Consider the following 25,570-nt stretch of genomic DNA (forward strand, 5'->3'; position numbering starts at 1 on the left):
CTCCGCGTCCGACAGATCACCACGTTCTCCCCGCCCCATGCCCGGAACAACGAGCAGATCAAGCGACAGTCACATGATCGGCCGGACAGCTCCTAAGCCCCCTGTCCCTCCCGTGCTTCCCCTGCCTCACCTGCTTCCCGTGCCTCCCGGCGGACGGCGACCAGGGCGGCGTCGTCCGGGAGGCGGCCGCCGACGTAGTGGAGCAGGTCGCGGCGCAACCCGTCGAGCAGGGCGGCGGGGGTGGCGGGCTGCGGGAGGCGGGCGGCGCGGGCGGCCAGCGGGTAGAAGGCGCCGGTGCGGTCCCGGGCCTCGGTGACGCCGTCGGTGTGCAGCAGCAGGGTGCTGCCGGGCGGGAAGGCGAACTCCTCGGTGCGGCGGTCGACGGGGCCGAGCGCGCTCATGCCGAGCGGCGGCGCGGTGCGGCGCAGCGGGAGGGCGCGGGTGCCGTCGGGGCCGAGGAGCAGGGGCGGCGGGTGTCCGCAGTCGGCGATCCGCAGGACCGGCCGCCGGTCGGGGAGGTCGAGGACGAGGGCGGTGACGAAGTTCTCGTGGACGTCCTGGCCGGTGTCGGCGGCGAGTTCGGCGAGGTGGCGGCGGTAGGACGCTTCGAGGGCGTGGGCGAGTTCGGCGGGGTCCTCGTGCCGGTGGGCGAGTTCGCGGAAGGCGCCGAGCAGGGCGGCGGCGTCGCCGACGGCGTCGAGTCCCTTGCCGCGGACGTCGCCGATCAGCAGGCGGGTGGCTCCGTCGGCGCGGACCAGGGCGTAGAGGTCGCCGCCGACCTTCGCCCCGTCGGCGGCGGCGAGGTAGCGGGCGGCGAGGCGCAGCGGTCCGGCCCGGTCGGGGAGCGGGCGGATCAGGACGCGTTGGACGGTGTCGGAGACGGCGCGGACCTGGTCGAGTTCGCGGCCGTGGCGTTCGCGGACCCGGCAGTAGGCGACCAGGGCGCCGGTGAGCAGGGCGAGGGCGGCGAGCTGGGCCTCGTGGTTGGGGGTGAACAGGCCGCCGTGCAGGACGGCGACGACCGCCTGGGCGAGGACGGCGAGGAGGCCGATCAGGGCGGTGGTGCGGCTGCCGGCGAAGGACGGGGTGAGGGCGGGGGCGATCACCAGCAGCGGGCCGAGGTGGATGTCCGGGGAGAGCGAGGTGTCGACGACCGAGATCAGCACGATCAGGGCGAGCGGCACGAGCACCATGAGGTGCCCGGCGCGCCACTCGCCGCGCAGCCCCGCCAGCTTCCGCCGTACTCCCATCCGACCACCATGCATCGTGCGGGCGGCGGACCACGAACGGCCACGCCCGGGGCACGCTGCGCACAGGGCCTATGGCGCTGTGTGACCGCCGGGTCCTACCATCGCGCCATGGCCACCACCCTCACGCCCGCCGAGGCGGACAAGATCCTCGCCGACCACTTCGCCCCCTGGGTCCAGGACCTGGGGCTGACGGTCGTGGAGACCGGTGAGCGCCACGCGGTGCTCCGGCTGCCCTGGTCGGACCGGCTGGCCCGGGACGGGGGCGGGCTGTCCGGCCAGGCGATGATGGCCGCGGCGGACACCGCGACGGTGGTGGCGGTGTCGGCGGCGCTGGGCGGCTTCGCCCCGATGACGACCGTCCAGCTGTCGACCACCTTCCAGCGCCCGGCCCGGGACACCGATCTGCTGGTCACCGCCCGGCTGACCAAGCTGGGCCGCCGGATGGCCTTCGCCGAGATCGTGCTGGCCACCCCGCAGGCCCCGGACGACCCGGTCGCCCACGCCACCACGGTGTACGCCTTCCCCGGCTGATCCGGCGCCGGTTCTCCCGGGGCGGCGGGAAAGCGCTTCCCGGTTGTCGCCCGGGCGTCCCTCCCCCGGCGGGAAAGCGCTTCCCCGTTGCTTCCGGGCGGCCTCGCGCCCAACGGGAAACCGCTTTCCACCCTCCCTCCGACTGCCCTCCGCCCAAAGGGAAGCCGCTTCCCCCTCTCCCCCGACCGCCCCGCGCCCAACGGGAAACCGCTTTCCATCTCCGCCCGGACAGCTCCGCACCCCAACGGGAAATCGCTTTCCGTCCCCGCCCCGGCCCGGCTACCGTCCGGTTCCGGCGGCGAACAGGGCGGAGGGGGACCGGTGTCGCGGGTGCTGGTGGTGGGTGACGTGCACGGTGAGTTCCTGCTGCTCGCGGAGCGGGTGGCGGCGGTGCGGGCGGCGTACGGCCCGTTGGACGCGGTGCTCGCGGTGGGCGATGTGGAGGCCAATCGGGACGAGGTGGACGCGGCGGGGGTGCACGGTCCGGCGAAGTACCGCAGGCTCGGCGATTTCCCGTTCGTGGCGACGGGTGAACTTGCGCTGGGCGCGCCGCTGTTCTTCATCGGCGGCAATCACGAGCCGTGGCCGGCGTTGGACGCGGCGGGGCCCGGGGAGTGGGCGCCGGGGGTGCGGTTCCTGGGCCGGGCGGGGGTCACCGAGGTGGCGGGGCTGCGGGTGGCGTTCCTCTCGGGCATCCACTCCGCGCGAGTGACGGACGCGGCGCGGCCGGTGCGCACGTCGGTCCGCGACCGCACCTACTACACGGCGGCCGAGGTGGCCCGCCTGTCGGCCGAGGGACGGCGTGTCCCGGGCGGGGTGGACGTGCTGCTGACCCATGACTGGCCGGCCGGGCTGCTGCCGGCCGGGGCGCCGGGCGAGCGGCCGGTCGGGCGTCCCGAACTGCGTTCGCTGGTCGAGCGGTTGAGGCCGCGTCACCACTTCTGCGGCCACATGCACCGCCCGCTGGACGCCCGGATCGGTTCGACGACGGTCACCTGCCTGTCGATCCTGCGCGACCACCACGGCGGCGACAGCAACAGCAGTGACGCGCTGGCCCTGCTGGAGCGCTCGCCGGAGGGGGCGCTGCGGCTGATCCGCCCCGCCGGGTGAGGGCCCGTGGCCGGTCGGGCGCGCAACTGCCCGTCGCACGCCGGGTGTTCGCCCGTGCACACCCCTACCCCTCGGGGCGTACCGGGCAGTAGCCTCCCCTGGCCGATCCCTCGCCGTCCGGAGGCAACCACTCATGCACCCGTCCCGCCCGTCCCGTTCGTCCCGTCCGGCGCCGCTGCGTCGCACCCTGCTCTCCGCCGCGCTGACCGCCGTCGCACTGCTGGGCGCGGCCACCGTGCCCGCCGCCGCGGACGGGAACCAGGGCCAGGATCGGGGGCGGAGCGGGGCGCACCGCACCGCGTACTACCTGGCGCTGGGCGATTCGCTGGCGGCGGGCTACCAGTCCACGCCGGGCGGTGGGCACGTGGTGGGCCGGGGCTACGCGCAGGACCTGGCGGGAACGCTGGGTGCGCGGGCGGCGGCGGAGGGCCGACCGTTCGAGTTCACCGACCTGGGCTGCCCGGGCGAGACCACCGGCACCATGGCGGACGGCGGCTGCCCGTACCCGCACAGCTTCTCCGGTTCGCAACTGGCGGCGGCGGTGGCCTGGTTGAGGGCGCACCGGAACGACGAGACGCTGGTGACGATCGACATCGGCGCCAACGACGTGCAGCGGTGCGCGGCGGGCGGTTCGCTGGACCTGCCGTGCGCGCTCAAGGGCATCGACCAGGTCCGGACCGGTCTGGACCGCATCCTCGGCGAACTGCGGGCGGCGGCCGGTCCGCGGACCCGGATCGTGGGCATGGACCTGTACGACCCGTTCCTGGCGGTCTGGACGACCGGTGCGCAGGGGCGGGCGACGGCCACCGCGTCGGTGCCGCTGGCGGGCGCGCTGAACGCCGTGATCGGTGCGGTGGACGCCCGCCACGGGGTGCCGACCGCGAACGTGGCGGGCGCATTCTCGACGTACTCGTTCTTCCCGTCGGTGCCGCTGGGCGGGCAGCAGGTGCCGCTGAACGTGGCCCGGGTGCTGCAGTGGACCAACATGGCGCGCGGCGACATCCACGCCAACGACGCGGGCTACCGGGTGATCGCGGACGCCTTCCTCGCCGAACTGCCCCGGCAGTACCCGCGCTGACGAACCGTCGGCACCGCACCCGCCGGCACCGCACCCGTTGGCACCCCGTGCATCCGAGCCGCACCCGCCGGCACCGCACCCGTCCCGACCGTCCCCGCCGGAACGCCCGTGGTCAGCGAGCGGCGGGGGCGGTGGGGGTGGCGGGGGCGGTGACGGCGGTGACGAACTCGGCGAGGCGGTCCTGCGGGAGGCGGCGGGCGATGTCGGCCTCGCTGATCATCCCGACCAGTTCGTGCTCCGGGTGGTTGATCACGGGGAGGCGGCGGACCCGGTGCTGTTCCATGATGCGCAGGACCAGGTCGGTCTCCTCATCCTCCTCGATCACCATCGGGCGTCCGACGGCGAGTTCGAGGCAGCGCACGGTGTTCGGGTCGCGGCCCTCGGCGACGCACTTGAGGACGATGTCGCGGTCGGTCAGGATGCCGAGCAGCTTCTGCCGCTCGTCGCAGATCGGCAGCGCGCCGACGTCGCGTTCCCGCATGATCCGGGCGGCGTCGGCGAGGGTCTGCTCGCCGGTGACGCACTCCGCTCCCGGATGCATGATCTCTTTCGCGGTGGTCATGGCCGGACCTCCCGAGGTCGCTGTGTCCTGTGTCCGTTGCCGACTTCCATGCTCGCCCCGGGCCCGGGACGGTCGCCACCGGACGCCGCCGGACCGTCGTCGTACCACCGCCGCGCCACCGCCGTACCCGAACCCGGGGGGTGCCCGATGCGATCTCGAACGTTCTTGTCCGCCCTGTTCCTTGTCGTGGTGGTGGGAGCGGCCACGGGGTCCTCCCCCGTCGGTGCGGCGCCCCCGGTCGAGGGCGCGTCGACCCGGCGTGCCGCCGACGTGGCACGGGCCTGGCCGGGGTCGGCGAAGGAGCGGGCCTGGCTGGCCGAGTACTGGCCGTGGAACCTCCCGGAGCAGTGGCTGCCGCCGGGCGGGTTCCACGACGATGCCGACCGGCGGGCGTTCGAGGCCAGCCGGCTCACGCTGCGGGTGGCGCTGCCCGACGCCCCGGGCAGCGGGGAGGTCCGCTGGTCGGGCGGGGCGAGCCTGACACTGCCCCTGGTCCCGGCGGCGCGGGTCGCCGCGCGCCTGACCGCGGGCGGGCCCTGTACGGACTGCTCCGCTCCGCTGGTCATCGACGCGGTCCGCGCCGGTACCCGGCAGATCCTCACCAGCCGGTGGCAGGCGACCGTCCCGACCTGGGAGTTCAGCGTCGAGGGCTACTCCGGGCCGTTCGGCTACCCGGCGGTGGCCGCGACCGTGGCCGGCCCGGGGCGTCCGCCGGTCCCCGAGGCGGGCATGGGCGGGCTGGCCGCGGTCCACCGCTGGACGGCGACTTCGGCGGACGGGTCGACGGTCGGCGTGTCCGTCGCCCACGGGGCCTGCGACCAGGTGCTCCCGGGCGGGGTCTACGAGACGGACCGGGTGGTGGTGCTGATCGGCCGGACGACCGTGCGGTCGGGCAGTTGCGTCGACCTGCTGGTGGACACGCCCGTCGAGTACCGGCTCTCGCGCCCGCTCGGCGACCGGGTGCTGCTGGACGCCGCCACCGGTGACGCGATCACGGTCGAGCCGCCGCAGGCCGGTTGACGGCCGGGGCGGGGAGCCGCGGGAGCTCCGGCAGCTCCAACTGTTCGACGCCCTCGTCCGCCCCGGGCTCCACCGCCGAGGGTCCGGCCGTCGCAGGCCCGGCCCCCGCAGGCCCGGCCGCCGTCGCGCGGGCGGCCTCCGCGGTGGCGCGTTCGGTGGAGCTCTCCAGGAAGCGCAGCAGTTCGACCGGGAAGGGCAGCACCAGGGTGGAGTTCTTCTCGGCGGCGACCTCCACCACGGTCTGCAGCAGGCGCAGTTGGAGCGCGGCGGGGGTCTGCGCCATCACCTTCGCGGCCTCCGAGAGCCGGGCGGAGGCCTGGAACTCGCCGTCGGCGGTGATGATCCGGGCCCGCCGCTCCCGGTCGGCCTCGGCCTGCCGGGCCATCGAGCGCTTCATCGACTCGGGCAGTGCGACGTCCTTGATCTCGACCCGGTCGATCTGGATGCCCCAGCCCAACGCCGGGCTGTCCAGCATGAGTTCGAGCCCCTGGTTGATCGGCTCCCGGTTGGCGAGCAGGTCGTCCAGTTCGCTCTTGCCGATGATCGACCGCAGCGAGGTCTGGGCGACCTGGGACATCGCGAAGCCGTAGTCCTGCACGTTGACGATGGCTTTCACCGGGTCGACGACCTTGAAGTAGACCACCGCGTCGACCCGGACGGTCACGTTGTCCCGGGTGATGCCGTCCTGGGCGGGCACCGGCATGGTGACGATCTGGACGTTCACCCGGCGCATCCGGTCGGCGACCGGGACGATCCGGGCCAGGCCGGGGCCCCGCACCCCGTCCAGCACCCGGCCGAACCGGAACACCACGCCGAGTTGGTACTGCTGGACCATGCGCACGCTCAGGCCGGCGTAGACCGCCAGCACCACCAGCAGCGCAATCACCGCGTCGACCACGACCATCGCCGTCACCTCGCCCCGAGCACGCGGGCGCCGAGCCGGTGCCGGAACGGTCCGGAAGGATCCGGGGCGGCACCGCGGGCCCGTACCTCCACGCTACTCCGCCCGCCCCGCCTTGCGGCGCTCCCCGGCTGCCGGGTGCTCCGCCGTAGGATCGGCGGCATGCGACCGCCCGCACCGCCCGAACGTCCGGAACCGCTCGAACCACCCGCGCCGCTCGAAGGGCCCGAATCACCGCTCCGGCAGCTCGAACAGGTGCACGGCCTGGCGGGGCTGGACGCGCGGGTGGTGGACTGCCGGGCCTGTCCGCGGCTGGTCGAGTGGCGGGAGGAGACCGCCCGGGTCAAGCGCCGGTCGTTCCAGGACCAGGAGTACTGGGGGCGACCGATCCCCGGGTTCGGTCCGGCCGACGCGGGCCTGCTGCTGGTCGGGCTGGCCCCGGCCGCGCACGGCGGCAACCGGACGGGGCGGATCTTCACCGGCGACCCGTCCGGCGACCTGCTGTACGCCTCGCTGCACCGCCTCGGGCTGGCGAACCGCCCGCACTCGGTGTGGCGCGGCGACGGGCTGGAGCTGGCCGGTGTCAGGATCACCGATCCGGTGCGCTGCGCCCCGCCGGAGAACCGGCCGACCAACGCGGAGCGCGACACCTGCCGCCCGTGGATCGTCCGCGAGCTGGCGTACCTGCGGCCGACGGTGCGCGCCGTGGTCGCCCTCGGCGGTTTCGCCTGGCAGGCGGTGCTGCCGGCGCTGGCCGCCTCGGGGTGGCGAGTGCCGCGCCCGAAGCCGAAGTTCGGGCACGGGGCGCACGCCGTCCTGCCGGCCGCGGACGGCGGCGCGCCGCTGCACCTGTTCGGCTGCTTCCACGTCAGCCCGCGCAACACGTACACGGGGCGGCTCACTCCCGCCATGGTCGACGAACTGCTGCGCACCGCCGCCCTCGCGGCCGGCCTGGAGCCGACCGCGCCGCAGGAGCCGACCGCGCCGCGGGAGCCGTAGGAAGCCGCCGCCCGATGCCGACGGCACCCGTCCCGCGCGCGCGATGGGGTGGCGGTGGGGGCGTTCAGGCGCGGCGGAGGCGTTGGGGGCGGCGGGCGGCCTGTTCCCAGGTGGCGGGGAGGAGTTCGCGGGCGAAGGCGAGTTCGGCGGTCTGGCGGCCGTAGAGGGCGCCGTAGCCGAAGCCGCCGTCGGAGAGGGTGCGGACGGTGTCGCGGGCGACGACGGCGTCCTGGTGGCGGCCGAGGACGTCCTGGAGGACGCGCATCCGGTGGGTGAAGCCGCGGGCGGGGCGGCCGACGCTCTCGCCGGCGTAGCGGGCGCGTTTGGCGGCCTTGCGGGCGTCGTGCAGGGCGCGTTCGCGGGCGGGGCCGTCGGGGGCGCGGCGGGCGGCGGCGAGGCGTTCGGCGGTGCGGCGGTGTTCGCGGCGCAGGGTGCGGGTGAGTTCGGGGGCGGCGGGGCGGGCGGCGCGGGCGGTGAGGGGCGGGTCGGCGGCGAGGGCGGTGAGTTCGGCGAGCAGGCGGCGGAAGCGTTCGCCGTCGAGGGCGGCGAGCACCTGGGGGCGGGCTTCGCGGGCTTCGCGTTCGCTCCAGGTGGTGATCTCGGCGAGGACGCGGGCCCGGTCGGTGCCGTCGGGGAGTTCGCGGGCCTGGGCGAGCAGGCGGGTGCCGAGCACTTCGGCGTCCCGGGCCCGGCCGAGGGCGCGGCCGAGCCACTGGAGTTCGTCCTCGGTGCGGGTGCGGTCGCCGCGCAGGTGGCGCCGGTGGGTGCGCAGGGCGCTGCGGAGGCGGCGGGCGGCGACCCGCATCCGGTGGACGGCGTCGGGGCGGTCGGCGCGGACGTCGGGTTCGAGGGCCGCGAGGCGGGCGGTCTGGGTGCGCAGGCGCGCGGTGAGGACGTCCCCCGCGGTGCCGCCGATCCGGTGTCCCATCCGCTGCCACGTCCTTCCGTGCTTCCAGGGTAGGTCGGGTCCGCTCCGTTCCGGGGGCGCGCCGCGCCGGGCGGGTGGGCGCACTACGATGACGGGCGGTGAGGGGGTGGTGTCGTGGTGCGACCGGCGGCCGACGGGAGTGGCCGGGTCACGGCCTCGGGTACCCGGGCGGTGGGCCTGCACACGGGGGGCGGGGCGTTCACCGGGGTGGTCAGTACGGGCGACCACACCACGATCGTCCGGCTGCCGGCCGGGGCGGTGCGTCCGGTCGCCGAGGTGGCCGCGCCGCCGGGGTTGGCCGATCTGCCTTCGCGGCAGGCGGCGTTCGTCGGGCGGGAGCGCGAACTGGCCCTGCTGGACGCGGCGTTCGAGGTTCCGGGGGCGGCCGTGGTGCAGGCCGTGCACGGGCTGGGCGGGATCGGCAAGAGCGCGCTGGCGGCGGCCTGGGCGGAGCGGTGGGCGCGCGGCGGCCGCCCGGTGCGGTGGATCACGGCGGACGGCCCGGAGGCCCTGGAGGCGGGTCTGGCGGAGCTGGCGCGGGTGCTGCAGCCGGAGCTCTCGGCGCTGCCGCCGGAGCAGTTGGGCGAGCGGGCCGTGCAGTGGCTGGCGGCGCACGAGGACTGCCTGCTGGTGCTGGACAACGTGGAGGACCCGGGGGACGTGTCCCGGCTGCTGGGGCGCCTGCGGACCACCCGGGTGCTGATCACCACGCGGCGGGCCACGGGGTGGCACGACACGGCGACGGCCGTCCCGCTGGACGTGCTGGCCCCGGCGGAGTCGTACGACCTGCTGGCGCGGATCGCCGGGGCGGCCGCGGCGGCCGACGGGGGCGCCGAACTGTGCGCGGAGCTGGGGCAGTTGCCGCTGGCGGTGGAGCAGGCGGGCGCGTACGTCGCGCAGAGCGGGACCACGGCCCGCCGGTACCTGGAGCTGTTGGCCGCGTACCCGGCCGAGATGTACCACCGGACGGGCGAGGGGCGTGACGGCGCCCGCACCACGGCCCTGGTCTGGCGGCTGACCCTGGACCGGCTGGCCGGCACCCCGCTCGCCGTCGAGGTCCTGCGGGTCCTCGCCTGGTACGCGCCGGAGCGGGTGCCCCGCTCGCTGCTGGGCCCGCTCGGCACGCCGCTGGAGGTCGACGACGCGATCGGCCGGCTGGCGGCGTACAGCATGCTCCGGACCGCCCCGGACGGCACCCTGACGGTGCATCGCCTGCTCCAGTCGCTGGCCCGCACCCCGGACCCGGCGGACCCGCACCGGCAGCCGGGGGACGTCGTGGCGGCGCGGGACCGGGCCGTCGGGCTGCTCGACCTGGCCGCTCCCGATCCGAACGACCCGACGGCCTGGTCGGTCTGGCGGGCCCTGCTGCCGCACGTCGAGGCGCTCGTCCGCCACGCGCCGGCGGAGGCGGACGGCGATTCCCTCGACAACCTGGTCAACCGGAGCGGTGTCGTCCTGCTGCACCACGGCCGGCTCGAACAGGCGATCGCCCACTTCGAGCGCTCGGCCGCCGGCTTCGCGCGACGCCACGGGGCGGACCATCCGGACGGTCTCACCGCTCGGGCCAATCTCGCCACCGCCCTGCTGGAGACCGGGGCCGTCGAGCAGGCCGTCCTGCTGCTGGAGGCGGCGCTGGACGAGCTGCGCGGCGCGGGCCGGGAGGGCGTGCAGCTGCTCGACGCCCGCTCGCTGCTGGCCCGGGCCTGTCTGCGGGCGGGGGACTCCGCGCGGGCCGTCCGGCTGTTCGAGGAGCTGCTGGCCGACGAACTGCGGCTGCTCGACCCCGACGATCTGCGGATCGGCTACTGCCGCGATCACCTGGCGTCCGCCCTCAAGGAGGCGGGCCGGCTCGCGGAGGCGATCGTCCTGCTGGAGCAGGCGGTGCGGGACGCGGTCCGGGTGCTGGGCGCCGACCATCCGGAGACGCTGAACGCCCGGGTCGACCTGGCGAGCGCGCACAGCTCGGCCGGCCGGGCGGCGCAGGCCGTCCCGGTGATCGAACAGGCGCTGGCGGACTGCGTGCGGACGATGGGCGCCGATCACCCGCACGCCCTCAGGATCGGGCACAACCTGGCGAGCGCGCACCTCGATGCCGGGAACGCGGCCGTGGCCGTGTCGATGTTCCGCACGGTGCTGGACGATCACCTGCGGGTCTTCGGCGAGCGCCATCCGCACACCTTCCGGAGCCGGATCGGCCTCGCCGTCGCCGAGTGCTGGGCCGGGCAGCGGCTGCGGGCCGCCCGGATGCTGCGGGGCGTCCTGGCCGACGCCCGGGCGGAGTGGGGCGACCGCCATCCGCTGGTGGTCGAGGCCGCCCGGCTGCTGGTGGCCATGCGCAACGCCTGACCCGGCGGACGGGGGCGGCTCCGGCGGGGCGGTTCCGGCGGGGTGGCTCCGGCGGGCGGTCCCGGCGGGGCGGTTCCGTCACCGGGCCTTCGGGGTGAGGCCGATCGACGCCAGCCAGGCGAGTTGGCGGCCGGGGGTGGAGCCGTGGCCGCCGCCGTGGTCGCCGAAGTTCCAGGTTTCGATGGCGGCGGGGCCGGCGTAGCGGTGGTAGGCGGCGAAGACGGTGGAGGGCGGGCAGACCGGGTCCATCAGGCCGACGCCGAACAGGGCGGGGGCGGTGGCGCGGGGTGCGAAGTGGACGCCGTCGAAGTGGTCGAGGGTGGCGAGGGTCTGTTCCTCCTTCTCGCGGCTGTGCCAGCGCAGGTACTTGGCGATCTCGGGGTAGGGGCCGTCCCCGGTGATCCGGACGGCGCGGCGGAAGTGGCAGAGGAAGGGGACGTCGGCGAGCAGGGCGGCGACCCGGTCGGGGGCGAGGGCGGCAGTGGCGAGGGCGAGGCCGCCGCCCTGGCTGGCGCCGGAGACGATCGCGCGGGCGGGGTCGGTGCCGGGCAGGTGCGGGAGGGCGTCGAGGGCGCGGACGCAGTCGGTGATCAGGCGGCGGTAGTAGTAGGTCGCCGGGGATTCGATGCCGCGGGTCATGAAGCCCTCGGCCCACTGGGTGCCGTCGCCCTCGCCGCGGTCGGGGGTGTCGTGGCCCTGGCCCCGGCTGTCGACGACGAGGTGGGCGTAGCCGGCGGCGGGCGGCACGAGGTGGTCGGTGGGCAGGGCGCGGCCGCAGGTGTAGCCGAGGTACTTGACGACGACGGGCAGCGGTGCGGTGGTGCCGCGGGGCAGCAGCAGCCAGGCGGCGACGGGTTCGCCGTTCCAGCCGGGGAAGCGGACGTCGTGGACGTCGAAGGCGGTGAGGCGGGTGTCGGTACGGAGTTCGGCGGTGACGGGGCCGGTGCGGGCGCGGGCGGTGGCGAGGGTGTCGGCCCAGAACGCGTCGAATCCGGCGGGTTCGGTGAACTCGGGCCGGTAGGCGAGGAGTTCGTCGAGGTCGAGGTCGGTGAGCGGCACGGCGGTTCAGCTCCGGTCGGGTTCGGGGCGGGCGGGTCCGGGGTGCGCGGGAACGGGGCGGACGGGGGCGGGGTGTGCGGCGCGCAGGTCGAGGTGGACGAGGGTGGGGTGTCCGGCGCGCAGGTCGAGGTGGAGCGGGGGGCGGTGCGGGTCGGTGCCGAGGTGGACGGTGGCGCTGCGGTCGGTGTCGGCGGTCAGCGTCGCGGAGACCTGATGTGTCGTCAGGTCCCAGGAGAGCGTGGTGAGTTCGATCCGGCAGCGGGTGCGCAGGCCGTGGACGGTGCCGCGGGTCAGCCGGGCGGGCGGGGCGGGGAGCAGGACGAGGCGGTCGGGGGTGGAGTGCAGGAGTGCCTCGATCAGGACGCCGGGGAGGGTGTGGGCGGCGTCGGCGTTGTAGACGTCGAGGCGGGGGTAGTGCGAGCTCATCAGGGAGGGGTGGAAGAACGCGCCGTCGAGGACGGCGTCGAGGGCTTCGCCGAGCAGGGCGGCGTCGCCGAGGCGGGCGGCGATCAGGGCGCGGTGCAGGTGGCCGTGGGCGGAGTGGTTCTCGCTGCCGCGCAGGCGCAGTGCGCGGTGGGCGGCGCGGGCGAGGGCGGGGGTGTCGAGGGGGTTGATGTCGCCGAGCGGCCAGACCGGGTGCAGGTGGCTGAGGTGGCGGTGCTGCTGCCGGTCGGGGGCGGCGGGCCAGGCCCATTCGGCGAGTGCGCCTTCGGAGTTGAGCAGGTAGGGGGGCAGCCGGTCGGCGAGCGCGTGGTGGCCGGTGGCGGTGAGGGTGTGGCGGGCGGCGGCGAGGTCCATGGCGGCGTTGACGGTGATCGGGCTGTCGGCGCCGGCGGGGGTGTTCTCGGGCGAGTAGGAGGGGACGTACTGGAGGCGGCCGTCGGGGCCGGTGCGGGTGAGGAAGGCGCGGTAGAAGTCGGCGGTCTCGTGCAGGGCGGGGCGGACCAGGGTGTCGGCGAGCGCGGTGTCGCCGGTGGTGTCGACGTGGTCGAGCAGGGGTTGCAGCAGCCAGTGCGCGCCGGCGGTCCACAGGTGCAGCGGGTGGTCCTCGCTGTAGTGGTAGGCGTGGCCGGTGCGGCCGTCGGTGTGGGCGGGGGCGACCAGGCCGGGGAGGCCGAACAGGCGGCGGGCGTTGCTCCGCCAGTCGTCCAACTGCCGTGCGACGAAGGCGGCGTGGGCGTGGCTGACTTCGGGGAGGGCGGCCGTGGTGGCGGCGGCGATCTGCAGGTTGAGGTTGGCGTCGCAGGTGAGGGCGCCGCTCCAGGCGGTGTCCCAGGAGCCGGTCCACAGGCCGGTGAGCCGGGGCGGCAGGACGCCCGCGGAGCTGAGCAGGTGGTGGCGCCCGGCGTCGAACAGCCGCTCCAGCAGGGCGAGTCGGTGGGTGTCGGGGTCGGCGAGCAGCGCGGAGCCGGGCAGTGCGCGGTGCTCCTCGGGGGCGTGCAGGTCGAGGTCGACCCGGTCGTAGGCGGGGGTGTGCCGGGCGGTGTGCCGGTCCAGCAGTTCGGGGTACGGGAGGTCGGGGAGCGGGGGCGGTTCCGGGTCCTCCCAGGGGTGGACCCGGGTGAGCAGCAGGACTTCGGCGCAGCCCTCGGCGTGCACGGCGTCCTGCTCGGTGCGCAGGGTGCCGCCGGTGGCGCGGACGTGGGTCCAGCAGGTGTAGCCGTGGCCGGAGCCGCCGGGGTGGCGGACGTCGGTGCGCAGCACGGCGCCGCCGGGTTCGGTCGCGGCGGCGGTGTCGACGGCCAGGTCCTGCGGGGCGGCGTCGAGTTGCCAGTGGTGGGTCAGTCGGACGGTGCCGGTGCGGACTTCGCGGTGGACGATCAGGTCGTCGGCGCGCGAGGCGAAGGTGTCGGCGCGGTGGCCGTCCCAGCGGGTGGTGGCCACGCCGGTGCGGTGGTCGATCTCGCGCCGGTAGGCGGCGGGGATGACGGGGGCGGCGGCGGGGGCGGCGGGGACGGCGGCGGTGCGGCGCAGGCGGAGGGCGAGGGCGGGGTGGAAGGGGCGGACCCACTGGAGCGGTCCGGTGACGTGGCGGGCGACGGCGGCGCGGGCCCGGCCGGTCAGCACGGCGTCCCGCAGGTGTTCCAACTCCCCGGCGAGGTCGGGGGCGAGGGCGTGCTCGCCGCCGTTGGGGCGCAGCAGCAGGTGGTGGTTGACGACGATCAGTTCTTCGCCGGTGCGGCCGTGCACCATGGCGCCGTGGGTGCCGTTGCCGGTGAGGTAGGCGTCCTCCCAGCGGGTGGCCGGGGCGGGTTCCCAACTTCCGCGTCGGCGCGGGCCGTTCACGGGGCGGCCGGGCGCAGGACGGCGGCGCCGTGGCGCTCCAGGGCGACGGTGGCGGCGAGGCGGTGCCCGGTCAGCAGGTCGTCCCAGTGCCCGGGTACTTCGCACTTCGCCTGCTCGGGGCCGTGGTTGAGCAGGAACAGCAGTTCGCCGCGGCGGACGGCCTCGACTCCGGCGGGCAGTCCCTCGACGGTCGGGCGCAGTCCGGCCGCGCGGGCGGCGCGGGTCAGCAGGGCGCGCAGGGCGTCGGGTTCGGGGCGGGTGGAGAGGTACCAGGCGGCGCCCGCGCCGTACGCGTGCCGGGTGACGGCGGGGAGTCCGGCGAGGTCGCCGTCCGCGTAGCGGGCTACGGTCTCGGCCCCGGCGGTCTCCAACTCCTCGGCCCACAGCGAGCTTGGGAAGTCCTCGGTGCCGGTGCACCGCAGGGTCTCGCCCTCGTTCAGCGGCCACCACTGGTGGACGGCGGCGAGGCCGAGGACGTCGAGCAGTCGGGCGTCGACGCCGCCGGGGCGGATGCGGTCCTGGTGGTCGGCGACGCCGGTGAACCAGCCGCAGACCAGGGTGCCGCCGGTGCGGACGTAGTGGGCGAGGTTGTCGAGGGCGGTGTCGGTGAGCAGGTAGAGCGAGGGGATGACGACCATCCGGTAGCGGGTGAGGTCGGCGGCGGGGTGGGCCAGGTCGGTGGTGTGGTTGGCCTCCCAGAGGGCGCGGTGCCAGGCGGTGACGTTCTCCCGGTAGTCGAGCAACTCGGAGGGGCGGCCGGGTTGTTCGCCCGCCCACCAGGCGTCCCAGTCGTGCAGCAGGGCGGTGTCGGCGGGGACGGGGGCGCCGGCGACGGCGGGGCCGAGCCGGTCGAGGTCGGCGCCGAGGGCGGCGGCCTCGCGGTACACCCGGTTGCGGGGGCCGGAGTGCGGGAGCATCGCGGAGTGGAACTTCTCGGCGCCCTGCCGGGACTGGCGCCACTGGAAGAAGCAGACGGCGTCGGCGCCGCGGGCGACGGCCTGCAGCGACCACAGGCGCATCAGCCCGGCGGGCTTGGGGCGGTTGACGGGGCGCCAGTTGACGGCGCCGGCGGCCTGTTCCATCAGCATCCAGGGGCCGCCGGCCAGCGAGCGGGCGAGGTCCTGGACGAGGGCGCCGTGCTGGGCGCCGAGGGCGTCGGCGGGGTCGGGGTAGATGTCGAGCGCGACGACGTCCTGTTCCTTCGCCCAGGCCCAGCCGTCCTGGCCGCGCCAGAACGGCATGTGGTTGGTGGTGACGGGGACGGCGGGGCTGTGCCGGGCGACGACGGCGTGTTCGGCGGTGTAGCACTCCAGCAGGGCGTCGGAGGTGAAGCGGGCGAAGTCGAGCAGCTGGGCGGGGTTGCGGATGTACTGGGCCTGGCGGGGCGGCAGGATCTCGTCCCAGTCGGCGTAGTGCTGGCTCCAGAAGGCGGTGCCCCAGGCGGAGTTGAGTCCGTCGAGGGTGCCGTGGCGGTCGCGCAGCCAGCGCCGGAAGTGCGCGGCGGTGGCGTCGCACCAGCAGTGCGTGCCGTACTCGTTGTTGATGTGCCACATGACGAGCGCGGGGTGGGCGCCGTAGCGGGCGGCGAGTTGTTCGGTGATCGCGGCGGCGTGGCGGCGGTAGGTCGGGGAGGAGGGGCAGAACTGGTTGCGGGAGCCGTACCAGACGGTGGTGCCGTTCTCGGCCCGCGGCAGGGTCTCGGGGTGGAGGTGGCCGAGCCACGGGGGCGGGGAGGCGGTGGGGGTGGCCAGGACGACGCCGATGCCGTGGGCGTGCAGCAGGTCGAGCAGGCGGTCGAGCCAGCCGAACTCGTAGGCGCCGGGGGTGGGTTCGAGTCGGGCCCAGGAGAAGACGCCGACGGTGACGGTGGTGACGCCGGCCTGCCGCATCAGGCGGACGTCCTCCTGCCAGGTCTCCTCGGGCCACTGTTCGGGGTTGTAGTCGGCGCCGTAGAGGAGGCGGCCGCGGGTGGCGTCGTGCAGGTCGGGCATGGGGTGTTCCTGTCCGTTCAGTCGCCCCGGCCGAGGGGCTGGAGTTCGAACCAGTCGAAGTGCGCGGTGCCGCGGGCGGCGTAGAGGCCGATGACGCGGCCGGTGAAGCCGCCGGCCGCCTCGGTGGTGAGGTAGCGGCCGTCGAGGGTGGCGAGCGGCTCGAAGGCGCCGTCGGGCTGTTCGAAGCCGAGGGCGAGGGCGTCGGGGCCGGTGCGCGGGCCGCGCTCGGCGGCGGGGGCGGTCTCGACCCGCAGCACCACGTCGTGGTGCGGGAGTGCGCGTTCGGCGGCGACGGTGGCCCGTCCGCCGAGGTGGGTGGTGACCCGGACGTGGCGGCCGTCGGCCTCGACGGTGTAGGCGTGTTCGTCGTCGAGGCGGACGGCGAGGCCGCCGGTGCCGGTGGCGGTGTCGACCCGGGTGCGGGCGCGGACGGCGTGCTGCTGCTGGCGCAGGCCGGTGAAGGTGTCGTCGAGGTGGCCGTCGCGGGCGTGCAGGGTGAGCGAGCCGGGGCGCTGTCCGGTGGTGACGCGGTCGGCGGGGCGGTCGCGGACCGAGAGCCACTGCGGGGGCAGCGGGCCGTCGAAGTCTTCGCGGGTCGGCTCGGCCGGCCAGGGGTGCGACTCCCATGGAAGGTCGGGGAGTTCGACGGGCACTTCGTCGATGACGGGCCAGTCGTCGACCCAGCGGACCGGGGCGAGGAAGGTCTCGCGGCCGAGCGGGTGCCAGCCGGGGGTGCCGCCGCGCGGGCGGACGCCGAGCAGCAGGGCCCACCAGCTGCCGTCGGGGCCCTGGACCAGGTCGGCGTGGCCGGTGTTCTGGATCGGGCTGCGGCGTCCGGCGTGGGTGAGCAGCGGGTTGTCCGGGCAGGGCTCGAACGGGCCGTCGGGGCGGCGGGAGCGGGCGACGGAGACGCTGTGGGCGCGTTCGGTGCCGCCCTCGGCGATCAGCAGGTACCACCGGTCGCCGATCCGGTACAGGTGCGGGGCCTCGGGGGCCTGCCGGGTGCCGGACCACAGCGGGCGGGGCTCCTCCAGGGCCTTTCCGCTCGCCGGGTCGATCCGCAGTTGAGCGATCCCGGCGACGGTGCAGTAACAGGTGCCGTCCTCGTCCCAGGCGAGGTCGGGGTCGATGCCGGGGACGTCGGGGAGGCGGACCGGCGCGGACCAGGGGCCGGCCGGGTCCTCGGCGGTGACCAGCAGGGTGCCGGTGCCGACCTCGGTGGTGATCAGGTGGAACCGGCCGTCGTGGTGGCGGAGCGTCGGGGCGTAGACGCCGCCGGAGGACGGGGTGCCGGGCGGCAGCGGCAGGTCGGCGAGGGCGTTGCCGATCTGCCGCCAGTGCACCAGGTCGCGGCTGTGCAGGATCGGCACGCCGGGGTGGTACTCGAAGCTGGAGCAGGCGAGGTAGTAGTCCGGGCCGACCCGGCAGACGCTGGGGTCGGGGTGGAAGCCGGGTAGCACCGGATTGGTCGCCGGCATGGGGGGCTACCTCCTTCGGGCGAACGGGGCGGGCGGGGCCGGTGGGGCCGCGGCCGTCGGGACGGGGGCGAGCGGGGCGAGCGGGGCAAGCAGCGGACCGCTGCTCTGCCGGGGCGTCAGGACGGGGGCGAGCAGGACGAGTTCGTCCTCGGGGCCGGTGCCGCGTTCGGCGGCGGCGATCCGGCGCATCACCTGGTCGACGGCGACCCGGCCGAGTTCCTGGGCGGGTCCGGTGACGGCGGTGAGGCCGGGGGCGTACTGCTCGGCGAGCTGTTCGGGGCAGAGCGCGACCACCGAGGCGTCCTCGGGGACGGTGCGTCCGCTGGTGGGCAGGAGTTGCAGCAGCGGGCCGATGGCGTTCTCGTTCTGCACGACGAAGCCGGTGGTGTCGGGGCGGTCGGCGAGGACCCGGGCCAGGGTGCCGGCCGTGGATTCGTAGGTGCCCTCGCAAGGGCGGTGGAGGAATCTCAGGCCGCGTTCGCGGGCGCGCTCCCGGAAGCCGGTCAGGGTGCGTTCGGCGTAGCCGGCGTGGCGGTGGTAGACGGCGGGCGCGTAGCCGATGAAGGCGATGTCGCGGTGGCCGAGGTCGGCGAGGTGGTCGGCGCACAGCGCGCCGGCGGCGGCGAAGTCGTGGTCGACGCAGGAGAGTCCGGCGGGGTCGGCGGGCAGGCCGATGGTGGCGGCCTGGATGCCCTGGTCGCGCAGGACCGGGATGCGTTCGTCGTCGAGTTCGACGTCCATCAGGATGACGCCGTCGGCGAGGCCGCTGGCGGCGACCCGGCGGACCCCGTCGGGGCCCTCGTCGTTGGTGATCAGCAGCACGTCGTAGCCGTGCTGACGGGCCGCCATGGTGACCGAGACGGCGATCTCCATCATGATCGGCACGTAGACGTCGGTGCGCAGCGGCACGACGAGGGCGATGATGTGGGAGCGCCGTCCGGCGAGCGCGCGGGCGCCGGCGTTGGGGTGGTAGCCGAGTTCCTCGACGGCGTGCTGGACGCGGCGGCGGGTGGCCTCCGAGATCGAGCGCTTGCCGCTGAGCACGTAGCTGACGGTGCTGGGCGAGACGCCCGCGTGCCGGGCGACGTCGGCGAGAGTCACCATGGGTTCGGTTCCTGCTTTCCTGGTCGGTGGGGTGTGCGGCCCCGGTGGCCTCAGGTTACTGACGCCTGGTCGTGCGTTGTTCCCGCTCCGGATCGTGCGTTGTTCCCGCCCGGTTCAGCCCTTGACGGCGCCGGTCAGCACGCCGGTGCGGAAGTGCTTCTGCATGAACGGGTAGACCATGAGCAGCGGCACCAGGGTGAGGACCACGACGGCCATCTGCAGGGTGAGCGGCGCGGTCTGCGCGTTGGCGGCCCCGAAGCCGGAGTTGACGGAGCCGGGCAGCCCGTTGCCGCGGTTGACGTAGGTCAGCAGCACGTACTGCAGCGGCCACTTCTCGGCCGAGGTCGGCATGTAGAGCATCACGTTGAAGAACGAGTTCCAGTAGCCGACCGCGTAGAACAGCGCGATGACGGCGGTGACGGCCCGGGAGGTGGGCAGCACCACGGACCACAGGATCCGCCAGTCGCCGGCGCCGTCGAGCCGGGCGGCGTCGATCAGGTCGGCGGAGGTGGTGGAGTAGAACGAGCGCAGCACCAGGATGTTGAACACCGAGACGGCGCTGGGCAGGATCAGCGACCACCACCGGTCGTAGCCGCCGAGTCCGGTGACCACCAGGAAGCTCGGGATCAGGCCGCCGCTGACGAACATGGTGACGATCAGCAGGGTCAGGATCGGCCGGTGCGCGAAGGACTCGGAGCGGGACAGGCCGTAGGCCGCCGTCACCGAGACGATCATGGACACCAGGGTGCCGACGACGGTGATGGCGAGGCTGACCATCAGGGCGGTGCGGACGGTGCCGTCGCCGAGCATCTGCCGGTAGGCGTCGAAGGTGATGCCGTCGGGCCGGACCACCAGCCCGCCGGCCCGGTTGACGGCACCGGGGGTGGAGATGCTGGTCAGTGCGATGATCCAGAGCGGGACGGCGACGGCGGCGATCACGCCGGCCAGGGTGATGCCCTTGGCGCCCTGGCCGATCGGGGTGGGCGGTTCCTCCCAGGGGGCCCGTCCGGCCCGGGCGCGGGGGCGGCCGGTCCGGGCCGGGCGGGGCTTGGCCGCGGTGGGCGCCGCGGTCGGGGCGTCCGCGCGGACGGTGGTGGGTGTCTGGCTCATCTGCGGTACAACCCGTCCTCGCCGAAGGCGTGTGCCAGTTTGTTGGCGCCCCAGATCAGCAGCAGCGAGATGACGCTCTTGAAGAGGCCGGCCGCGGCGCCGAAGCTGTAGTTGCCGGTGGCGATGCCGTAGTAGAAGGAGAAGGTGTCGAGTACGTCGGCGGCTTCGTGGCCGACCGCCTCGCGCTGGATCAGGAACTGCTCGAAGCCGACGGTCAGCGCGTTGCCCAGGCGCAGCACCAGCATCAGCACGATCACGCCGCGCAGGCCGGGCAGGGTGATGTGCCACATCCGGCGTCGGCGTCCGGCGCCGTCGACGGCGGCCGCCTCGTACAGGTCGGTGTTGATGGCGGCCAGTGCGGCGAGGAAGACGATGATGCCCCAGCCGGCCTCCTTCCAGATCGCCTGCGAGGTGACCAGGAGGGCGAAGGTGTGCGGGTCGGTGGTGATGTCCCAGGGGGCGATGTCGTTCTGCCGCAGGAAGTGGTTGAGGATTCCCGCGCCGCCGAGCATCTGCTGGAAGATCGTGATGGCCAGCACCCAGGAGAAGAAGTGCGGCAGGTAGACCACGGACTGGACGAAGTTGCGCAGCCGTTCGCTGAGCACCGTGTTGAGCAGCAGGGCCAGCGCGATCGGAACGGGGAAGAACAGCACCAGTTGGACCAGGCTGAGCCAGAGGGTGTTCTTCAGCGCTCCCCAGAACAGCGGGTCGTGGAAGAGCTGCTGGAACTGTGCGAGGCCGGCCCACTCGCTGTCGCGCACGCCGACCAGCGGGTCGTAGTACTGGAACGCGGTGACCAGGCCGAACAGCGGCGCGTAGTTGAAGACCAGCAGCAGGACCACGGCCGGGACGGTCATCAGCAGCAGCGTCCTGTCCCGCCGCAGCCTGACCCGCCAGTTCAGCCGGACGGCACCGTTCTTCCCGGCGGCCCCCCTGCCCGGGCCGCTCTTGCCCCGCTCCGATCGCGCTGTGCTCACTGACCCGTTCCGTACTTGCTCAGGACGTTGTCGGTCATCCACTGCTTGAGGCGGTCGCCGCCGTTCGTCCTCCAGGTCGAGATGGCGGCCTGGACGTCGGAGACCTTCTTCTTGCCGTGGTAGCAGTCCTTGATCGCGTCCTCGACGGCCTGCGCGGTGTCGATGGTGGCGATGTTCTGCGGCATCGAGATGTTCATGTTCCAGAACAGCGGCTTGTACAGGTACTTGACGTTGGCGGCCTGGAAGGCGGCGATGTCCTTGGCGACCTGGTCGGCGCCGGGGCTGGAGATGACCGAGGAGGGGCTGGCCAGGAACGGGTAGGTCTGCGCCTGGACGTCCTTCTTGCCCTCGTCGTTGAAGGTCGGCACGCCGTTGACCCGGGTGTGGTGGACGCCCTCGACGCCGAAGTTGACCATCGTGTACTCGGCGGTGCCGTACGGCGCGGCCAGGTAGTTGGCGACGGCGAGCAGCTCCTCGATCTGCTCGGGCTTGAGCTTGGCGTTCAGGTAGCTCATCAGGCTGGTGGAGGAGCCCATGAACAGCTTGGGCGTGCCGCCGGCCTTCGAGGTGAGGAAGGTGAACGAGCCGCGCCGGAAGCCGGGGGTCGCGGCGGTGCCGGACAGGCTGTCGGCGAGGTTCCAGGCGCCGGTGCCGCCGCCCTGGATCAGGGTCTTGCCCGCGTAGAAGCGGGTGTTGGCGTCGGCGTTGTTGCCGGCGACGGCGTCGGGGTGCAGGTAGCCGGCGGTGGCGAGCCTGTAGTGCCAGTCGAGGGCTTCGAGCAGCTCGGGGGTCTCGTACTTGTGGACGAGCTTGCCGTCGGCGAGCTTCCACCTGTTGGGGACGTCGAAGAACGGGAAGAGGTAGGTCCACACGTCGTCGAAGGCCCAGGTGCCGGCCTTCTCGTCGGTGAGCTCCTTGCCCAGACTCATCAGGTCGTCGAGGGTCTTCACCTGGTCCGCGGTGATGCCCCGGGCCTCGAAGAGGTCGCGGCGGTAGAAGGTGGTGCCCGCGATGGAGAAGCCGGTGGAGAAGGAGGGGATGCCGTAGAGCTTGTCGCCCCAGATGCCCGCCTGCCAGGCCCCGGTGGGGATGGCGGCCAGGTTCGGGTACTTGCCGATCCTGTCGCCGGCCAGGAAGGGGGTGAGGTCGGCGAACTGGGAGGCGGCGAGCTCGCCGACGTTGAAGTTGGGGTTCCACCAGGTCGGGAGCTGGATCCAGTCCGGCAGCTTCTTGGCCGCGGTCATGGTCGGGATGATGGTGGCGTAGTTGTTGCCGTCGGCCGGCTTCATCTCCAGGGTGACGCCGAGGGCCTTGTTCATCGCGGTGTAGAACGAGTTGCCCGCGGGCGGGACGGTGCCCCACAGCGGGGTGACGGCCGAGTAGCTGCCGCCCTTGCCGGGCACGCCGTTGACCGTGGCCACCGGGCCGGCCGGGTAGGTGAGGAAGGCCGGGTCGGTCACCGCGCCGTCCGTGCCGGGGACCGAGGGGATGTCGGGGGTCACGGAGGTGCTGGCGGCGAAGGCCGGCAGGGCCGACTTGACGCCGTCGGCGGAGTTGGCGCCGGTCCTGTGCTTCGAGCCACCGCCCCCGCAGGCGGCCAGCAGGGGGGTCATCGCCGCTGCTCCGGCGACGGAGACGGCGGCGGTGACGAAGGATCTGCGGTTCAGCTCGGTTCTCATGGTGGGGAGGCCCTTCCGCGGCGCCCTGCGCTGGGCGCTGTCGAAGCGCTTGACTGTCGAAGCGCTTGATGTTGCGGCGACACTAACGACGCGTTTCCGGTTAGACAAGTGCCTGGACAAATTCATTTCCCCCGTAGCCAGGGGGAGTTGACAGGGTTCATGCTTCATGTCAGCGTCGATTCGCTTCGACGACCAACCGCACCGCACCATCATCCTGGGGTGAGCCCGTTGAGTTCCCCGTCCCCGTCCGCCGCCGAGACCCCGGCCGAGCGGTACCCGTTCCATAATTCCGCGCTTCCGTTGGACAAGCGCGTCGACGACCTGTTGTCCAGGCTCTCCCCCGCCGAGCGCCTGGCGATGCTCCACCAGTACGCCCCCGCCGTGCCCCGCCTGGGCATCGGCGCCTTCCGCACCGGAGCGGAGGCCCTGCACGGCGTCTCCTGGCTCGGCGTCGCCACCGCGTTCCCGCAGGCCGTCGGCCTCGGCGCGAGCTGGGACGAGGAGCTGGTCCGCGAGGTCGCCGAGGCGGTCTCGACCGAGCTGCGCGCCTTCCACCACCACCGCCCGGCCGCCATCGCCCCCGACCGCGGCCCGAACAGCCTGCAGGCGTGGGCGCCGGTGCTGAACCTGCTGCGCGACCCGCGCTGGGGCCGCAACGAGGAGGGCTACTCCGAGGACCCGGTGCACACCGCCCGCCTCGGCGAGGCGTTCTGCCGCGGCCTCGCGGGCGACGACCCGACCTACCTGCGGGCCGCCCCGGTGCTCAAGCACTTCCTCGCCTACAACAACGAGGACGACCGCTGCACCACCTCCTCCGGCCTGCGCCCGCGCGTCCTGCACGAGTACGACCTGGCCGCGTTCCGGCCCGCGATCGCCTCCGGCGCGGCCACCGGCGTGATGGCCGCCTACAACCTGGTCAACGGGCGTCCCTGCCACGTCTCCCCGCTGCTGGCGACCGAGCTGCGGCGCTGGGCCGAGCCGACCGGCCGCGAGCTGTTCGTGGTCTCCGACGCCGAGGCCCCGTCCAACCTGGTCGACCCGGAGCGCTACTTCGACGACCACGCCGAGGGCCACGCCGCCGCGCTGAAGGCCGGCATCGACTCCTTCACCGACCACGGCGAGGACAGCGCGACCGTGATCGGCCGGCTGCGCGAGGCCCTGGAACGCGGCCTGGTCGACCAGGCCGACATCGACCTCGCGGTCCGCCGTCAGTTCGAACTCCGTTTCCGGATGGGCGAGTTCGATCCCGAGCTGGACCCGTACGCGACCATCGGCGCCGAGGTGGTCGACAGCGCCCCGCACCGCGCGCTGGCCCGCCGGGCCGCCGCCGCCTCCACCGTCCTGCTGAAGAACACCGGCCTGCTGCCGCTCACCGACCCGGCGAAGAAGATCGCCGTGATCGGCCCGCACGGCGACGCCCTGTTCGAGGACTGGTACTCCGGCACGCTGCCCTACGCGGTCACCGTCGCCGACGGCCTGCGCGCCCGACTCGCCCCCGCCGGAGGCGAGTTGACGGTGCACGAGGGCATCGACCGGGTCCTGCTGCGGGCCGCCTCCACCGGCGAACCGCTGAACGGCACCGCCTTCGACCTCGGCGACTGGGGCCTGGGCGTGCTCACCCTGCGCGCCACCGACAACGGGCGGTTCCTCTCCGTCAAGGAGGACGGCTCGCTGGTCGCCGACCGGGCCGTCGTCAAGAGCTGGGACGTGCACGAGACCTTCCGGCTGGTCGAGGCGTCCGACGCGGCCGAAGGCGGGGCCGACAGCACGGCCGAGGGCGGGACCGAGGGCGGGACCGAGGGCGGGACCGCGGGCGGCGCCGTGCTGCTGCAGTCCGTGCTGACCGGCAGGTACGCGGCCGCCGGCACCGACGGCGCCCTACGGGTCACCGCCGAGGACGCCGCCGGCGCCGAGCGCTTCTCCCGCGAACTGCTGCGCGACGGACGGGCGGAGGCCGTCGCCGCGGCCGCCGCCGCCGACCTCGCCGTGGTGGTGCTCGGCAACCACCCGCTGATCCACGGCCGCGAGACCGAGGACCGTCGGGGCCTGGCCCTGCCGCCCGCCCAGGAGGAACTGCTCAAGGAGGTCGCCGCCGTCCGCCCGGACACCGCGCTGATCGTGATGAGCAGCTACCCGTACGCCGTCGACTGGGCCGACGAGCACCTGCCCGCCGTCCTGTGGACCTCGCACGGCGGCCAGGAGACCGGCCACGCCCTCGCCGACGTCCTGTTCGGCGACGCCGACCCGGCCGGCCGGCTCCCGCAGACCTGGTACCGCGGCGACGACGAGCTGCCGCACCCGCTGGACTACGACATCGTCCAGGCCGGCTGGACGTACCAGTACCACCGGGCCGCGCCGCGCTACCCGTTCGGCCACGGCCTGTCCTACGGCGCCTTCCAGTACGGCGAGTTGGAGGTCGACGCGGCCACCGTCGGCCAGGACGGCGGCATCCGGGCCGCCCTGACCGTCAGCAACACCGGCAGCCGCCCCGGCACCGAGGTCGTGCAGCTGTACGTGCGCCCGCTGGAGGCCCGCTACCAGGCGCCGCGCCGCAAGCTGGCCGACTTCCGGAAGATCACCCTGGCGCCCGGCCGGAGCCGCCGCCTGGTCTTCGACCTCCCGGCCGCCGACCACCTGGCGCACTGGGACGTCGCCACCGGCGCGTTCACCGTCGACCCGGGCCGCTACCAGCTGCTCGCCGCGGCCTCCGCCGAGGACGTCCGCGCCACCGTCCAGGTCACCGTCGAGGGCCCGGCCCCCGCGCCGCGCACCGTCCTGGGCCGCCGCACCGCGGCCGCGGACTTCGACGCGCACCGGGACATCGCCCTGGTCGACGCCACCCGGGAGGCCGGCGACGCGGTCACCCCCGCCGGAACCGAGGCCGAACTCCTCTTCTCCACCGTCGAGTTGACCGGCGCCCGGGAAGTCTCGGCGGAGGTCGCGCTGGAGGGCGCAGCAGCCGGCGCCGAGGTGGAGTTCACCGCGGACGGGCAGGTGCTCGCCACCCTCACCGTCCCGCCGACCGGCGGCCGGTACGCCTGGACGACCGTCACGGCCACGCTGTCCGACCCGCCCCAGGGCGTGCACGACCTGCGGGTCATCCTGCGCGGGCCGCTCCGGCTCGCCGCCTTCACCGTCGCCTGAGCGACGACCGCCCGACC

Annotated in this window: 19 protein-coding genes; 7 read left to right on the top strand and 12 right to left on the bottom strand. The window is 74.5% G+C overall.

Features of this window, described 5'->3' with window-relative positions; translation table 11 throughout:
• Nucleotides 1–92: 92 nt before the first annotated feature.
• Nucleotides 93–1,250 carry a PP2C family protein-serine/threonine phosphatase gene (locus ACIQBJ_RS00005; protein ID WP_400700751.1) on the bottom strand — a complete coding sequence of 386 codons (1,158 nt, stop codon included), beginning with the start codon at nt 1,248–1,250 and terminating at the stop codon, nt 93–95.
• A 108-nt stretch (nt 1,251–1,358) separates the two neighbouring features.
• On the opposite strand from ACIQBJ_RS00005, the gene ACIQBJ_RS00010 reads away from it, so the two are divergent.
• The 3 genes from ACIQBJ_RS00010 (at nt 1,359) to ACIQBJ_RS00020 (ending at nt 3,969) form a co-directional block, all read left to right on the top strand.
• Entirely contained in the window at nt 1,359–1,781 is a 423-nt protein-coding gene (locus tag ACIQBJ_RS00010) for a PaaI family thioesterase (protein ID WP_400700754.1), read from the top strand.
• Between the two features lie 321 nt (nt 1,782–2,102).
• Nucleotides 2,103–2,891: a metallophosphoesterase gene (locus ACIQBJ_RS00015; RefSeq protein WP_400700757.1), complete on the top strand. Its 789-nt coding sequence runs from the start codon at nt 2,103–2,105 to the stop codon at nt 2,889–2,891.
• 133 nt (nt 2,892–3,024) lie between these two features.
• Complete coding sequence (locus ACIQBJ_RS00020) at nt 3,025–3,969, top strand: SGNH/GDSL hydrolase family protein (protein ID WP_400700760.1); 945 nt, start codon at nt 3,025–3,027, stop codon at nt 3,967–3,969.
• A 112-nt stretch (nt 3,970–4,081) separates the two neighbouring features.
• Here the strand turns inward: ACIQBJ_RS00020 and ACIQBJ_RS00025 are convergent, their stop codons facing one another.
• Nucleotides 4,082–4,531, bottom strand: a complete 450-nt coding sequence (locus ACIQBJ_RS00025) for a CBS domain-containing protein (RefSeq protein ID WP_400700763.1) — start codon at nt 4,529–4,531, stop codon at nt 4,082–4,084.
• A gap of 165 nt (nt 4,532–4,696) precedes the next feature.
• Here ACIQBJ_RS00025 and ACIQBJ_RS00030 point away from each other — a divergent pair, with 165 nt between their 5' ends.
• Entirely contained in the window at nt 4,697–5,551 is an 855-nt protein-coding gene (locus ACIQBJ_RS00030; protein ID WP_400700766.1) for a hypothetical protein, read from the top strand.
• Here the strand turns inward: ACIQBJ_RS00030 and ACIQBJ_RS00035 are convergent.
• A complete protein-coding gene (locus ACIQBJ_RS00035) occupies nt 5,523–6,455 on the bottom strand; it encodes an SPFH domain-containing protein (protein WP_400700769.1) in 933 nt (310 codons plus the stop codon). The two genes, ACIQBJ_RS00030 and ACIQBJ_RS00035, sit on opposite strands and share 29 nt — an antisense overlap.
• A gap of 159 nt (nt 6,456–6,614) precedes the next feature.
• Here ACIQBJ_RS00035 and ACIQBJ_RS00040 point away from each other — a divergent pair, with 159 nt between their 5' ends.
• Nucleotides 6,615–7,451: a uracil-DNA glycosylase gene (locus ACIQBJ_RS00040; protein ID WP_400700772.1), complete on the top strand. Its 837-nt coding sequence runs from the start codon at nt 6,615–6,617 to the stop codon at nt 7,449–7,451.
• A gap of 64 nt (nt 7,452–7,515) precedes the next feature.
• Here ACIQBJ_RS00040 and ACIQBJ_RS00045 read toward each other — a convergent pair whose 3' ends face one another.
• Entirely contained in the window at nt 7,516–8,379 is an 864-nt protein-coding gene (locus ACIQBJ_RS00045) for a CHAD domain-containing protein (RefSeq protein ID WP_400700775.1), read from the bottom strand.
• Nucleotides 8,380–8,550: 171 nt separating this feature from the next.
• Here ACIQBJ_RS00045 and ACIQBJ_RS00050 point away from each other — a divergent pair, with 171 nt between their 5' ends.
• Nucleotides 8,551–10,725: a tetratricopeptide repeat protein gene (locus tag ACIQBJ_RS00050; RefSeq protein WP_400700778.1), complete on the top strand. Its 2,175-nt coding sequence runs from the start codon at nt 8,551–8,553 to the stop codon at nt 10,723–10,725.
• A 78-nt stretch (nt 10,726–10,803) separates the two neighbouring features.
• On the opposite strand, the gene ACIQBJ_RS00055 is transcribed toward ACIQBJ_RS00050, so the two are convergent.
• The 8 genes from ACIQBJ_RS00055 to ACIQBJ_RS00090 form a co-directional block, all read right to left on the bottom strand.
• A complete protein-coding gene (locus ACIQBJ_RS00055; RefSeq protein ID WP_400700781.1) occupies nt 10,804–11,784 on the bottom strand; it encodes an acetylxylan esterase in 981 nt (326 codons plus the stop codon).
• Between the two features lie 6 nt (nt 11,785–11,790).
• A complete protein-coding gene (locus ACIQBJ_RS00060) occupies nt 11,791–14,070 on the bottom strand; it encodes a glycosyl hydrolase family 95 catalytic domain-containing protein (RefSeq protein ID WP_400700784.1) in 2,280 nt (759 codons plus the stop codon).
• Complete coding sequence (locus ACIQBJ_RS00065) at nt 14,067–16,061, bottom strand: beta-galactosidase (RefSeq protein WP_400700787.1); 1,995 nt, start codon at nt 16,059–16,061, stop codon at nt 14,067–14,069. The genes ACIQBJ_RS00060 and ACIQBJ_RS00065 overlap by 4 nt, the downstream gene beginning before the upstream one ends.
• 17 nt (nt 16,062–16,078) lie before the next feature.
• Nucleotides 16,079–17,539 carry a glycoside hydrolase family 43 protein gene (locus ACIQBJ_RS00070; RefSeq protein ID WP_400700790.1) on the bottom strand — a complete coding sequence of 487 codons (1,461 nt, stop codon included), beginning with the start codon at nt 17,537–17,539 and terminating at the stop codon, nt 16,079–16,081.
• Nucleotides 17,540–17,545: 6 nt separating this feature from the next.
• Nucleotides 17,546–18,643: a LacI family DNA-binding transcriptional regulator gene (locus ACIQBJ_RS00075; RefSeq protein WP_400700793.1), complete on the bottom strand. Its 1,098-nt coding sequence runs from the start codon at nt 18,641–18,643 to the stop codon at nt 17,546–17,548.
• A gap of 114 nt (nt 18,644–18,757) precedes the next feature.
• On the bottom strand, nt 18,758–19,753 hold the full coding sequence (locus ACIQBJ_RS00080; protein WP_400700796.1) for a carbohydrate ABC transporter permease: 996 nt from the start codon (nt 19,751–19,753) through the stop codon (nt 18,758–18,760).
• The gene (locus tag ACIQBJ_RS00085; protein ID WP_400700799.1) at nt 19,750–20,730 is read right to left on the bottom strand and encodes an ABC transporter permease; all 981 of its coding nucleotides are present in this window, start codon (nt 20,728–20,730) and stop codon (nt 19,750–19,752) included. Before ACIQBJ_RS00085 ends, ACIQBJ_RS00080 begins: the two co-directional genes overlap by 4 nt.
• The gene (locus tag ACIQBJ_RS00090; RefSeq protein WP_400700802.1) at nt 20,727–22,409 is read right to left on the bottom strand and encodes an ABC transporter substrate-binding protein; all 1,683 of its coding nucleotides are present in this window, start codon (nt 22,407–22,409) and stop codon (nt 20,727–20,729) included. Before ACIQBJ_RS00090 ends, ACIQBJ_RS00085 begins: the two co-directional genes overlap by 4 nt.
• Before the next feature lie 228 nt (nt 22,410–22,637).
• Between ACIQBJ_RS00090 and ACIQBJ_RS00095 the strand changes: the two genes are divergently transcribed.
• Nucleotides 22,638–25,553 carry a glycoside hydrolase family 3 C-terminal domain-containing protein gene (locus ACIQBJ_RS00095; RefSeq protein WP_400703403.1) on the top strand — a complete coding sequence of 972 codons (2,916 nt, stop codon included), beginning with the start codon at nt 22,638–22,640 and terminating at the stop codon, nt 25,551–25,553.
• Nucleotides 25,554–25,570: the final 17 nt, after the last annotated feature.

Source organism: Kitasatospora sp. NPDC088391, from assembly GCF_044753345.1.
GTDB lineage: Bacteria > Actinomycetota > Actinomycetes > Streptomycetales > Streptomycetaceae > Kitasatospora.

Excerpts from the sequence above, each read along its gene's own strand:
- ACIQBJ_RS00005 (WP_400700751.1), bottom strand. The coding sequence starts at position 1,250 with ATGGGAGTACGGCGGAAGCTGGCGGGGCTGCGCGGCGAGTGGCGCGCC.
- ACIQBJ_RS00010 (WP_400700754.1), top strand. The coding sequence starts at position 1,359 with ATGGCCACCACCCTCACGCCCGCCGAGGCGGACAAGATCCTCGCCGAC.
- ACIQBJ_RS00020 (WP_400700760.1), top strand. The coding sequence starts at position 3,025 with ATGCACCCGTCCCGCCCGTCCCGTTCGTCCCGTCCGGCGCCGCTGCGT.
- ACIQBJ_RS00025 (WP_400700763.1), bottom strand. The coding sequence starts at position 4,531 with ATGACCACCGCGAAAGAGATCATGCATCCGGGAGCGGAGTGCGTCACC.
- ACIQBJ_RS00035 (WP_400700769.1), bottom strand. The coding sequence starts at position 6,455 with ATGGTCGTGGTCGACGCGGTGATTGCGCTGCTGGTGGTGCTGGCGGTC.
- ACIQBJ_RS00040 (WP_400700772.1), top strand. The coding sequence starts at position 6,615 with ATGCGACCGCCCGCACCGCCCGAACGTCCGGAACCGCTCGAACCACCC.
- ACIQBJ_RS00045 (WP_400700775.1), bottom strand. The coding sequence starts at position 8,379 with ATGGGACACCGGATCGGCGGCACCGCGGGGGACGTCCTCACCGCGCGC.
- ACIQBJ_RS00065 (WP_400700787.1), bottom strand. The coding sequence starts at position 16,061 with ATGCCCGACCTGCACGACGCCACCCGCGGCCGCCTCCTCTACGGCGCC.
- ACIQBJ_RS00070 (WP_400700790.1), bottom strand. The coding sequence starts at position 17,539 with ATGCCGGCGACCAATCCGGTGCTACCCGGCTTCCACCCCGACCCCAGC.
- ACIQBJ_RS00075 (WP_400700793.1), bottom strand. The coding sequence starts at position 18,643 with ATGGTGACTCTCGCCGACGTCGCCCGGCACGCGGGCGTCTCGCCCAGC.
- ACIQBJ_RS00080 (WP_400700796.1), bottom strand. The coding sequence starts at position 19,753 with ATGAGCCAGACACCCACCACCGTCCGCGCGGACGCCCCGACCGCGGCG.
- ACIQBJ_RS00090 (WP_400700802.1), bottom strand. The coding sequence starts at position 22,409 with ATGAGAACCGAGCTGAACCGCAGATCCTTCGTCACCGCCGCCGTCTCC.